The sequence below is a fragment of the Spirosoma montaniterrae genome (genome assembly GCF_001988955.1).
Lineage (GTDB): Bacteria > Bacteroidota > Bacteroidia > Cytophagales > Spirosomataceae > Spirosoma > Spirosoma montaniterrae.
Genome location: NZ_CP014263.1, coordinates 4,521,572 through 4,534,568, shown reverse-complemented (window position 1 = coordinate 4,534,568; position 12,997 = coordinate 4,521,572). Strand labels below are relative to the sequence as shown.

Here is a 12,997-nt window from a genome sequence, read left to right as displayed (position 1 = left end):
TAATGGCGCATCAAAACTATATCAGAAACACGACGGAAACAACATTTGTGCCGCTTGCAACCGCCTGTGTGTCTAATTTATAGCCCATAAAAATTACACAGGCGATGCGTTTTCGTAACCGCGTGTCCAAAGTTTTTGTTTGCGCCCCGAACCCGTTTACTTTGCCACCCGAAAACAGCTTTATGCTGGTTCAGTCATCTATGAAAGCATATGTTTTTCCGGGTCAGGGGTCGCAGTTTCGCGGCATGGGCCACGATCTTTATCTCCAATCCGAAGCCGCCCGGCGGTTGTTCGATCAGGCCAATCAGATTCTTGGCTACAACCTTACACAAATTATGTTTGAGGGAACCGACGAAGACCTTAAACAAACAATTTATACGCAACCGGCTGTGTTTCTTCACGGTGTTGTGCTGGCAATGACTACCGAAAGCTTCATGCCTGATATGGTAGCGGGCCATTCGCTCGGCGAGTTAGCTGCTCTGACAGCCGCTGGAGCTTTATCGTTCGACGATGGACTTCGACTGGCGTCGGTGCGGGCTACGGCTATGCAACGCGCCTGCGAACTGGTGCCCTCGACAATGGCCGCCGTTCTGGGCCTCTCCGACGACGTCATAGAAACGGTTTGCGCTGGAATTACTGAAGAAATTGTGGTGCCTGCCAATTATAACTGCCCCGGTCAGGTTGTCATTTCGGGTAGCGTGGCGGGGGTTCAATTGGCAGAAGAGCGGCTGAAGGCTGCCGGAGCCAAGCGCGTTGTGCCGCTGGCCGTGAGTGGGGCATTTCACTCGCCGTTTATGGAACCGGCTCAAACCGAGTTTGCCGAAGCTGTTGAGCGTATGTCGTTCCATACGCCCCGCTGTCCGATTTATCAGAATGTTGACGCGAAACCCACTACCAACCCGGCGCAATTAAAAGCGAATCTGATAGCTCAGCTAACGTCGCCCGTTCGGTGGACGCAGTCGGTCGAACGGATGAACGCTGATGGAGCTACTGAATTTATCGAATCAGGGCCGGGTAAGGTATTGCAGGGATTAGTCAAAAAAATCAGTCCGGCTGCTGCTATCTCGGCCTTATAAATTTTTTATAGCGGACTGATTAACAGGGGCGAGTTAATTTGTAGCTAAAAATGTCTGATTTTTTCCTGAATAAGTTTGCGGTGAAAAACGAAAAATATGTACCTTTGCACTCGCAAATGCAGGATAGCCCGATAGTATAAGGGTAGTACGACAGATTTTGGTTCTGTTTGTCTAGGTTCGAATCCTGGTCGGGCTACCACAAAGCCGCTTACCAACTTGGTGAGCGGCTCTTTTTTTGCCTGTTGATAAAAATTGGGAAGATAATGGTCATTATTTACCACAAATTATAATTGTTTCTTTGGTTATCAACATAAAATCACTTCTTTTGCTAAGTCGAATTTAAGGTGACATGTAGTGTTGATTTAAAAGCCTTTGTCCAATTACAATTAAGTCAAAGTCAGTTTTTAATAACCAACCCTGCTCATTCATCCGCTGACTACTCAACGTGGCTACTGAAAATTTCGGGAAAACATTTTTTATGAATAAATTAAGGTAAACAAATGTGACCCGAATAAATAATCATAGTCAAACACGAGTAACTCTCTGAACTATATGAATGCAGTAATCATGGAGAAAGATGAAAAGGTGAGACGTAACCGGGCAAAAACTACCCAGCGCATCGTTGAAGCGTTAGAAGAGGTAATTGCCGAGCGGGGTCTCGAAGGCGTTGGCGTGAACCGTGTAGCGGAGAAAGCAAACGTCAGCAAAGTTCTGATCTATCGCTACTTCGGCGGTATGGAGGGCTTACTCGAATATTACGTCAAAATGGGCAAACTGTTTCCGGTATTTTCTCCCGCCGTATTAGATCAGATCCGCCCTTTACATGATTCCGACGTAGCCCGTATCTGGTATCGTCAGGTAATACAGACGTATCGTTATTTCCGGACGTTTAAGGCTGCTCGTGAGGTGCTCAAGGCCAGTGTTATCGAAAATGATTCCATTGCTGAAACCACTGCCAGAGCGCAGGATGAGGAACTGACCCGCCTTGTTAGTCAACTCTCTTTTGTAAAAGGAGCTGATACACAGGCTATTTCGGCAGTAATTCTCGGTGCAATGACCTATTTGACGATAATGGCTCAGAATGACCGGACGATGATTAGCATCGATCTGCGCAGCGAAGAAGGCTGGAAACGAATTGAAAACGCAGTAAAAGCTATTTATATCGCGCTGAACAAAATGGCCGTTCAGTCGAAAGAGGTTGAACTGGAATTGCAATCGGCTAATTTGCCGATAGCGCAATGGTAATTTGCAGTGAAGAATTAACAGCCAGCAACCTATAGCTTTTGCCATTCGGAAAAACTATTGGTTACTGACTGTTAGTCTTTACTGTATTTTTATTGTCTTCATTTGCGGCCCGACTCCCTTAATAGTCAACGATTTCCACTTTTTAGGCAACTTTGCCTTTAACTGGGTAATCCCGTCATTCGAAACCTGAAGCCCCCCAAATCCGTTCATTACGGCCTGTAGCATTCCGCCCGCACCAGTGGCGAAATACGGATTTGTTCCTCCGGCTGTTTCAGCCAGCACGCCGAAAGGCGGCACCTCATTCGGCTTGTAGCTTTTGACAAACCATTCATACGCCTTATCCGTATCACCCAGCCGGGCATATAGTGTCGATAATACCGACCAGCCCATAGCCGGACCATCAGGGGCGTATCGAGGTGCGTAATACGTTAAATCTTTGCGGATGGTAGCATCGTCCGTAATAACCGAAAGCGGATAAGCCAGTAAGTTTACGTCGGCCTGTTTGATGATCTCACCGTTGTAAGTTCGGTTTTCGCGCGTGGTGCCATCCGGAAATTTTAAAATCGGCAGGTTATCAGCCACTAATTTCCAGTCGGGGTTTGGCGTTTGACCCACTTCCTGAGCGGCCTGACCAGCATACTGCAACACCGTTTTTACCATGCCATTCGTGAATGCGTTGTCGTCAATGTTTTCCTGCCATTCATTCGCGCCAATTACATTGCGAATGTGGTAATTGCCGGGACCATCGCGCTCTACCCGGCTTACCCAGAATGCCGCCACTTCCTGTAGCATGGGATACCCGCGTGTGCGAAGCCACTCTTTATCTTTCGTGACTAAATAATATTGCCAGAAAGCCCATCCAACACAGGCCGTAATATGCTGCTGGAACGGGCCGGTCAGTGCCCAAACGGGCGTTGCTTCCTGACCATCGGCATCAGATTCCCACGGGAACATTACGCCCGCATAACCATGACTGAAGGCATTTTGCCGGGCTATGCTCATTCGCTCAAACCGATATTCGAGCAGCGAGCGGGCCATATCGGGTTTCAACATCAGCAGGGGAGGGTACATCCACAGTTCCGTATCCCAGAAGACATGCCCGTTGTAGCCTAATCCTGACAGGCCCATCGGCGATAAACTATATGCCTGACCCTCGCGGGCGAACGAATACAGGTGGTATAAACCTGAACGCACAGCCCGCTGCGCATCGGGGTCGCCGTCGATAATGATGTCGCTTTGCCAAAGTTTGGTCCATTCGGCATTGTGGCGCATCAGCAGCCGGTCAGTACGTTCGAGGGCGGCAAACAAGGTAAGACGTTCGGCTTCATTGTGCGGGTCTGGCGCGTGAACGCTCGAAGATACCGAACCAACTATGCTGAATCTATATGTTTGCCCTGCTTTGAGCCGCTTTTTAAACTTAGCGAGGTGCATATTGTAATCCCATTCCTCATGAATTACGTTTGGCTCCTGACCGTGTGGTTCCTCGAAAATAAAACTGGTACAGGCCGCTACCGTGTGCCGTCCTGTGGGGCTTTTGGCAACCGACGTCAACAGCCGGAGCGTAACGTGCGGGCGGTCGACTTCAGAATAAAAATTCTTAACTTCCTTGAGATTCTCCGGTGTTTCGATTACGCTCATCGGACTAATTTCGCAGTCTTTCCGGGCCGTAATTTCTACCATCGTCAACGCTGAATACGGCAGATGCCGCAGGGCCATTACCGTGTGCCGAACACTGGCTTTATCCTGATAATCGAACGTGGTGGTCAATGACGCCTTTTGCATGTCGAGCGTCTGACGGTAATTTGATGCGCTTTTCGCGTCGAGCGTTATACCATCGACGCTCAGATTCATATTGGCGAAGTTGAAAACTTTCAATATGTTGGAAACGCGCCCGCGTCCGTAGGTGTCAAACGCGCCGTTGAGTACAACGTCCTTCACCTTCATCGGTTCGGGCGACGATACCAGACCGATCATACCATTGGCAACTGTGACGCCAAAGTAGTTCGTGGGGTTAATAGTTTGCGCTACAATCTGCCAGTCGGCGTTGGCAGGCTGGTTTTGTCCGAATGCCGCGATTCTAAAAAGTAAAAGCGAAGCTATTAGAATTTGTCTTATCATGATTAGTGGTTTAGTAGTATCAATTTGACGTTGAATTGATGCATGGCTGACGCCAGGGAGACGCAAAGGGTTGCGTCTCTACCATTGACCATCTGGTGTAGAGACGCAACCCTTTGCGTCTCACCTGCGACAGCCCGCTCCCCACAACTGACTCAATTTCGTATAAGAAGCATAAATGTATAAAAAAGCCCCGCCGTAATCAGCGGGGCTTCTGAAAATATGCGCTTTATTACCGGTTGGCAACCGCCGACTTCCGGGTTTTCGCTTTTTCCAGTACCCATAAGCCAACTTTTTCCCCCATCATCGCACCATTATCCAACGCCGAACGGTAATGAATGCCGCCGTACAAGCGGCTAATCGACGCTTCGCGGGCGGCTTGTTTGAACGACTGAAACGACCGTACCCCGTGCCCATATTTATATTCTGTCGAGTCGGTAAACGCAATGTTATCGCCGATCAGGCTGGTGAGTACGGTAGCGGCAGCGGCAGTAATGGTACTGTGTCCGCTGGGGTACTCCGGGAACGGGGGCGTTTGCAGAAAGGGTGTCCATTTTGGATCAATGGATTTGTTGATAACCGTCTCGGGCCGAACGGTTTTGCTACGATACTTTTCGTCCCAGCAGGCGATAAAGGCATCGGCAAGGGCGAAAGAGGTTAGTGCGTAGGCTTCAACGGTTTGCATCATGTTCAGCTTGCGCTGCCGGGTCACGGTTTGGGCAATAGCCAGCCAGTGACCGCCGGGCGTCATTTTTTTGGACGCATAGGAAACGTGTCCGGCAATGTTCATCACAAAAGCGTTATCGTCCCAGAAGTAGGCAATGGCCTGTTCGTTTTTGTCCATGCGTTTGCCAATCTGATAAACTTCGTCTACTTCTTTCCAGTAAGGCGTATTTTTGTTCAGACTGAACGGATGGGGGCGGGGCGGCATAAACTGATTGCACGTATCCATCACCCAGCAGCGGATTTTGTTCCACTGTGGTTCGGCGGCATCCATGTAGGCCGGGGGCGTTGGTACCCACGTACCTTCTTCGTTTGTAACGGTGTGCTTGAAGCCCCGTGTTTGCTTATACGAATCTTTAGCCGCGTAATCCAGTACATGCTTGGCAACGGCCTCGCCATACGCCATCGACCGCTCATACACGTCGTCGGGAACGCCATCTTTTTTGTATTGCTCGTAAAAGGCAGTTTCAAATTCATCGTAGAACTCGACCGAGAACGTCAGGGCGCGGGCTACGGTCATAAACGCCCGAACACTGGCGAGTGGAAAGCAGTACTCCTGCCCGGCCTGTGGCTTCGGCCCGGCCTGAAACTGCTTTAGTTTGCCGCCAAGCGATTCATACTGTGCATCGAATGGCACTAACGCTTCGTAGCCAGCCAGATTGGCGTACCCATAAATGCGGCTGGCGACCGGGGGCGAGAAAATATCGTGGATTACAACCTGCGTCAGTTTGTTCAACGCATCATTGTACCGTTCAGGATTAGCGGCTTTGGCGTTATACTCGGCAGGTGTTGCGGGCTTCTGACAGCCCGACACAACAACGAGCAGGGTGGCAAACAGAAAACCGAAACGAAGCATGGTATTCATGAGGTAAAGACAAGTTAAACCCACATATCAGCGCATATATGGACGGATATGTACTTACAAAATTAACGGAATCTTTCGGACAAAACCATGACGAACGTCAAGCAAAGCATAGCACGACAGTCAGTTACTTCAGAGGCTTAAACACCTGCATACCCGCGCCGTTGCGGGCTACCAGTAACAACGGCCCGCCAGACGTTGGTACTGACCTGATGTCCCGGATTTCTCCGTTCAGTACAAACCCGGCATCGACCGGCGACAGGGCTACAAAATTCCCTTTGCCTTCATTCCGTAGCACTAATCCGTAACTGGCATCGTAACGACCCTGATACGTGCTGACGCCGTAGCAGTTGCCGCCCCCCAGCAAGTCGAGGTCGCCGTCGCCATCGATGTCGATAGGCAGCATGGCGTATAATTTTGAGACCTGCGCCAGCATCGGTAGTTGATGCACAACGAATTTACCACCCTGATTTTCTAAATAGAGCGACGCAAACTGATTGACCGTAAACTCGTCGGCATCTTTTAGTTCATCGCCGTTTAGCACCTCATCTAATGGTTTACCGGCAAATGAAGCATAGTCTGTAAACCGCTTGTTTACAATACCGGGCATTTGCTTGCCAAGTTCGTCTTTGAACGCCAGCGGATACCATTCTTCCCCACGGTTGTAAGCAATAATTTGTTCAATACTCTGGTTATTATCAACGTCTTTTATCCACATCCGAAGCTGCGAATCGGGCGTTTTGTAGAATTTACTGTTGGTGCCGAGGTTGCCAGCCATCAGGTCGGTGTCACCGTCGCCATCGAAATCGGCAGCTACGACGCGTTGCCAGAAGCCGTTGAGCGGTGTTTCGTCGGTGGTCGTGATGGGCGACGTTTCGTCAAATTTACCGCCGTTGTTCGTAAAAATGCGTACCGGCATCCAATCGCCCGCCAGCACCAGATCGAGGTCTTTATCGCCGTCGGTATCTGCCCAAACGGCGTCGGCAATAAGGCCCACTTTGCGCAACTTTGGCGATAGTTTGTCGGTCTGGTCAGAGAAGTGGCCTTTACCATCGTTGATAAGCAGGTATGAATTGGGCGATTTACCATACGCGAAGCCCACCACGCGCCCACCCACGAACAAATCCAGATCGCCATCGCGGTCAATATCGCAGGGCCGAACGCAGCTTTTATTGTCGTACATGGGGGGCAGGGCATTGGCCGAACGGCTGAAATTTCCCTTGCCATCGTTCAGGTACAGCCGGTCGAACTGCTCGACCATTTTGTCGTAAAACTCATTCCCGCCCGATACCACATACAGATCGAGGTCTTTATCGCCATCTGCATCGAAGAAAACCGCATCCACATCTTCGTATACAGAATCTTTCTCAAAAACAGCTTGTGTGCTTCGCTTGAAACTTCCAGTTGACTGTTGCAGCAATAAGCTACCGGCTATCCACTTCGGCCCGCCCGCATAAACGTCCATCAAACCGTCGCCGTTTACATCACCCACGGCCAAACGTGGCCCTTCGCTCGATAGCTGAAAGGGCATGAGCGGCTCGCGTACAAAATCGAAAAACTTTTTATTCTCCTTGTGTGTATACGGCAGCGAGTCGACCTGCGTGAACAATGGTTGTATGGCCGTGGCTGTGTATCGATAGCCTGACCCATCTAAACGGGCGTCGGACTGTTTCAGCGTCAGCAATTGCCCGGCTTTTACCTGTGTGCGTACCTCCATTTTCTGGTTCGGCCAGATCACAATCAGCGAGTCGATAACAGGGCGTTTGCCCAGACCAAACAGCAGTTCGGGAGCCACCGACGACTGAAAACCGCGTGTGGGCATGAGTTGCTGTACCTGTATAGAATCGGCGTATTTCAGAACCACCTTTGCACCCACCCCGAACGTGTTGGGAGCATCGCCCTTCAACCGGACAGTCAGGTGCTGATTATCGGGAAAAAGGTCGTTGGCGTTGTTGCGATATAGCCCGGCAGGGTCGTCGATATTGTTGGTAATCAGGTCTAAATCGCCGTCGTTGTCAAGATCGGCGTAGGCCGCCCCGTTCGAGTAGGTAGGCGTTTCAAATCCCCAAACCTCTGATTTGTCCTCGAAACGAAGGCTGGGTGTACCCCGATACAGGTAGTTATGTACTTTACCTGCCGGCATCATTTTGATAGCCCGTTCATCGAGCGAGTTCGATGTTTCTATCGCATACCGCAGCGAATCGTCGGAGGCAAATTTTACGTAGTCGAGGTTATTGGGTCGGTGAACAATGCCGTTGGTGATGAACAGATCTTTCACGCCATCATTGTCATAATCGGCCAGCAGCGGTGCCCAACTCCAGTCGGTAGCGGCCACGCCCGCCATTGCGCCCACGTCCATGAACTTCTTGCCCGACAGGCTCATTTGCAGGCAGTTACGGCTATACTGATTCATGTAGCCGTATGCCAGCTTATACTGGTAAATATCGAGCGCGTCTTCGCCAAGCGAGGATTTTTCAATTGTTTCGTCTTCGGGATACATGTCGAGCGTTACCACGTCGGCAAAGCCATCGTTGTTTACGTCGGCTACGTCATTGCCCATCGAGAAGCGGCTCGTATGCTGAAATGCCTGCTTTATACTTTCGGTAAATGTGCCGTTGCGGTTGTTGATGTAATAGTAGTCGTCTTCGTGGAAGTCGTTGGAAATGTACAAATCCTCCCAACCATCGTTGTTGATGTCGGCTACTGAAATCCCCAGTCCATAACCCATTGCCGCTCCATAAATGCCCGCTTTTTCCGAAACATTCTGAAACTTCACTGCCTTGCCACTTGGCGCGTTTCCGGCTTTTGATACTATCTGATTTTCATATAGATAATCGCCCGATTCATTGTTACGCAGATTGCGGGCCGATACGCGGTCGTAGCTGCGCGACGTATGTACGGCATGATTGAGCAGGTAACAGTCGAGGTCGCCGTCATGGTCGTAATCGAAGAAAGCAGCCTGGGTCGAAAAGCCGGTAAAATCCAAACCATAATCGGCGGCTTTCTCCGTAAACGTACCATCGCCATTGTTGATGTAGAGTTCGTTGGCACCTTCCAGACCCCGGAAGTTCCCAACGGCGCAGACGTAAATATCTAAGAAACCGTCGCCGTTTACATCGGCCATAGTCGAACCACTTTGCCAGTCGGAGAAGCCAGCTACGCCCGCTTTTTCGGTAATGTCTTCAAACTTGAAACCGCCTTTATTGAGATACAGTTTGTTTGGCCCCTGATTAGAAACGAAATACAGATCAGTTAAACCATCGTTGTTGATATCGCCTGCCGACACGCCCCCGCCGTTATAGAAATACAGGTAATCGAGCAGATTCAGTTTTTCGGTTGATACCAACTTGTTTATGAAGCCAATACCCGTCTGTGTTGAATCGAGCGACTGAAACAGAGCCTTTTCCGATTTGAACGAGTTACAGCCTGATAACGAAAGAGTTAAAGCAAAGACAGCAAAAAATATGCGTTTCATAATTTTTTATTACTAATCAAAAAAACCTGCGCTTTATCGTTGTTTTTAGCCAGCACGAGTTGGCCCTGTTTCAACTGCGACATACGCCGAACCTGCCCCCGCACGAAGAAACCCGACACCGCCGAACTGACCGATACATAGTTTACAACTCCATTAGCAGCATTGCCTGTATTACGCAGCACAACGCCATAAGACGCATCGTACCGACCAATTTCGGGCAGCACGTCCAAGAAATTACCCGCCATCACCAGGTCGGTACGTCCATCGCGGTCGTAGTCGGTAAAAATAGCTCCGCAAACCGGCGAAAACTGCACGTCGGCAGGTAACGGCTGGAAGGTTAATCGGCCTTTTCCATCGTTACGCAACAGGGCCGTTACGCCCGTGAACGATTGCTTTACCAATGCCCCTTTTAGCTGATCCTCAGTCAGAATCTCGTTGATTTTCTTACCGGCGTAGTCGATAAATTTGACGTATCGTTTTTTGATGCTGGGCATTTGCTTCTGCAAATCCTGCTTCAGCACCATCGGGTACAACTCGCCGGTTTCGTCGGCACAGTTAATGATCTGCTCGGTGTTGCCGTTCTGGTCGAAGTCGCCCACGTAGAGTTCTGCGGGGGTCGTCTGTGTAGCCCGGATGCGCGAATTCAGGCCGAGATTGCCGACTACCAAATCCAGATCACCATCGCCATCGGCATCGCCCGCCCGAACGCAGTTCCACCAGCCATTGGTTTTCATTGGCTCACCTTTTTCGTCAGTAATGGAAAGAGCCGGATTCAGGCTTAGTTTGCCGCGTTTGTTTTCAAACACGCGTATCGGCTCCCAATCGCCTACCACAATAAGTTCAGGGTATTGATCGCCGTTCAGATCGGCCCAGGTAGCCCCTGTTACCATGCCAAGCTGATCGACTTCGGGTAACGACCGCTTCGTGTAGTTTTTGAAAATACCGCTACCATCGTTGGTTAGCAGATAACTGGGTGGATTTTTACCGTAATTGCCAGGCAAAAGCCGCGAGCCAACGAACAGGTCGATATCTCCGTCGCGGTCAAAATCGGCTGCCGATACACACGCTCCGCTGGCTTTCAGATTGGGCAGGTTTGCTATCGACAGCGCAAAGTTGCCTTTACCGTCGTTCAGATACAGCCGGTCGAGCAGTTCGTCCGCTTCTGCTTCATATTCATTACTGCCCGTTACAACATACAGATCGAGGTCGTTATCGTTGTCGGCATCGAATAGCACGGCATCAACGGCTTCGGCGGCTACGTCCTGCCGTATCACAGCCGGGGTTTTATCGACAAACCGCCCCCCCGCCTGTTGCACATACAGCCGCCCGCCCTGCTTGTTGGCTCCGCCAAAAAACAGATCATCTAACCCGTCGCCGTTCACGTCGCCGGTTGCCATTGCCGGGCCTTGTGTCGAAAACTGATGTTTCAGTAATGGATCACGGTTGTAATCAACAAACGGGCTTTCGACATGGGTGTAACTCAACCTCGATGCAACCGTGTTGTCGTTGAAAAAAGGCATCGCGGTGGTTGTAGCCGGCTTCCACACCTGCCTGGCGTCAGACTGCCGCAGCGTGAGCAATTGGTTGGCTTTCGGTTGCCGCAAGGTTTGCTGCTTATCATCGGGCCACACAACCACGACCGAATCGATAGCTGGGTTCGCGCCAAGACCAAACACAAGATTCAAGTCCACCGACGACTGGAAACCCCGGTTCGGCATTTGTTGCAACACCTGCATTTGTTTACCCTGATGCACAAACACCCGTGTACCAATGGCATTGCGGTTTGCGCCACTACCCTCCAGTTTCACTTTCAGGTAGTTGGTTTTTTTCTTCTCGACAGCCTGATTTTGATAAACGGATACGGGTGAGTTTACATTGTTGACAATCAGATCCAGATCGCCGTCGTTGTCGAGATCACCATAAGCCGCACCGTTCGAGAAATCTGGCTCCGACAATCCCCACGCTACGGCCTGATTTGTGAACTGCAAATTACCATCGTTCCGAAACGCATAATTCGGTACTGGTTCTGAGGGAGCTAAGTCCAGAAATTTCTTGAAATCGAATGCGCCTTGCCGGGCTACCTGCGCCATGTTTTCGCGGTCTGCCAGAAAGTTCACGAAATCCTGATCGGTTACGTCGCGGGCAATGCCGTTTGCAACAAATACGTCTTTCAGACCGTCGTTATCCATGTCGAAAATCAACGCCCCCCAACTCCAGTCGGTAGCAGCCACGCCCGAGAATCGGGCTACGTCGCTAAACGTGGGCAGGTTACTGTTACCAGGCTGATTTCCCTGATTCAGATGCAGCATATTCTGCATGTACTGGTAATGGAAATCACGGCTTACTTTGATAGCTTCCAGATCGTGCCCCTCAAACGTCGATGTCTTTTTCAATCGCCGGTCATTACCGGGCAGCATGTCGGTGATGAAAATGTCAAGCCGACCGTCGTTGTTCACATCGGCCACGTCCGCACCCATCGAGGAATGACTCGTGTGCGGCATCGATTCCTTTATGGTTTCGCGAAACGTACCGTTATGGTTGTTGATATACAGGTAATCGCGTTCGTAGAAATCGTTGGAAATGTAAATATCGGGCCAGTTATCGTCGTTTACATCGCCGATGGTAATGCCCAGCCCAAACCCAATCAAGGAGCCGTAAATACCCGCTTTTTCTGAGACATCGGTAAATCGTTGCCCATCGTTCCGAAATAGCTTATCTCCCCCCAGCGAGTCGCGTTGGGCGCGTAGGTTGGCGTATTGCAGCCGACCAACGGGCATGAAGCTGTTGTTGAGCAGGTACATATCGAGGTCACCGTCGCGGTCGTAGTCGAAGAAAGCCGCGTGTGTGCTATATCCCCGGTCGTCTAAGCCGTAGTTTGCTGCCTGCTCGGTAAAGGTCGGTACGCCGTTGGCGTCATTACCGTTGTTGATGTAGAGTTCGTTGGCGCGGTCGTCGCCTTCGCGAATGCCTGCGTTGCAGATGTAAATGTCTAACCGACCGTCGGCGTTCACGTCGGCAAAAGTGGCGCCGGTGCTCCAGGCCCGTTTGCCCGCCACGCCCGCCTTAGCCGTTACATCATCGAACTGCATTGTTTCGCCGGGCTTTGTACGGTTCAGATACAGTTTGTTATCGCCCATGTTGGCAATCAGCAGTACGTCTGAAAGCCCGTCGTTATTCACGTCGCCAATCGCTACGCCCCCACCGTTATAAAAGTTGCGGTAGTTGAATACGTTAAAATCCTTATCGTCGGTGACGGTATTCGTGAAATTGATGTGCGACTCGTCGGGCGAAAGTTTTTTAAAGAGCGGCTCGGTGGGAGCATCGGACCCGGAACGACAACCTGCCAGCAGCGCAGTTATCAATAAAGCAAAGAGAGTACGCATTTCTACAAGTGCGTGAATAACAAAGTTATACCGTTACGGAAGGAGCAGGAAGCGGTTCAGGAAAGCACGCAGAAAAGGGACCGCAAAGATAACGAAAACCGGCTGAGAATTAGCCATT

At 50.5% G+C, this 12,997-nt stretch carries 6 protein-coding genes and 1 tRNA gene; 3 read left to right on the top strand and 4 right to left on the bottom strand.

Annotated features, from left to right (window positions below; all coding sequences use genetic code 11):
• The first annotated feature begins 200 nt into the window (after positions 1-200).
• From fabD to AWR27_RS19480, 3 genes are all read left to right on the top strand, one after another.
• The gene (fabD, locus tag AWR27_RS19490; RefSeq protein WP_077134092.1) at positions 201-1,076 is read left to right on the top strand and encodes an ACP S-malonyltransferase; all 876 of its coding nucleotides are present in this window, start codon (positions 201-203) and stop codon (positions 1,074-1,076) included.
• 125 nt (positions 1,077-1,201) lie between these two features.
• Positions 1,202-1,275, top strand: a tRNA-Gln gene (locus AWR27_RS19485).
• A gap of 353 nt (positions 1,276-1,628) precedes the next feature.
• Entirely contained in the window at positions 1,629-2,321 is a 693-nt protein-coding gene (locus AWR27_RS19480) for a TetR/AcrR family transcriptional regulator (protein WP_077132736.1), read from the top strand.
• Between the two features lie 78 nt (positions 2,322-2,399).
• Here AWR27_RS19480 and AWR27_RS19475 read toward each other — a convergent pair whose 3' ends face one another.
• From AWR27_RS19475 to AWR27_RS19460, 4 genes are all read right to left on the bottom strand, one after another.
• A complete protein-coding gene (locus AWR27_RS19475; protein WP_077132735.1) occupies positions 2,400-4,439 on the bottom strand; it encodes a glycoside hydrolase family 65 protein in 2,040 nt (679 codons plus the stop codon).
• Positions 4,440-4,668: 229 nt separating this feature from the next.
• Positions 4,669-6,024, bottom strand: a complete 1,356-nt coding sequence (locus AWR27_RS19470; RefSeq protein WP_083732912.1) for a vanadium-dependent haloperoxidase — start codon at positions 6,022-6,024, stop codon at positions 4,669-4,671.
• A gap of 124 nt (positions 6,025-6,148) precedes the next feature.
• The gene (locus AWR27_RS19465; RefSeq protein WP_077132734.1) at positions 6,149-9,496 is read right to left on the bottom strand and encodes a VCBS repeat-containing protein; all 3,348 of its coding nucleotides are present in this window, start codon (positions 9,494-9,496) and stop codon (positions 6,149-6,151) included.
• On the bottom strand, positions 9,493-12,879 hold the full coding sequence (locus AWR27_RS19460) for a VCBS repeat-containing protein (protein ID WP_077132733.1): 3,387 nt from the start codon (positions 12,877-12,879) through the stop codon (positions 9,493-9,495). The genes AWR27_RS19465 and AWR27_RS19460 overlap by 4 nt, the downstream gene beginning before the upstream one ends.
• Positions 12,880-12,997 lie beyond the last annotated feature (118 nt).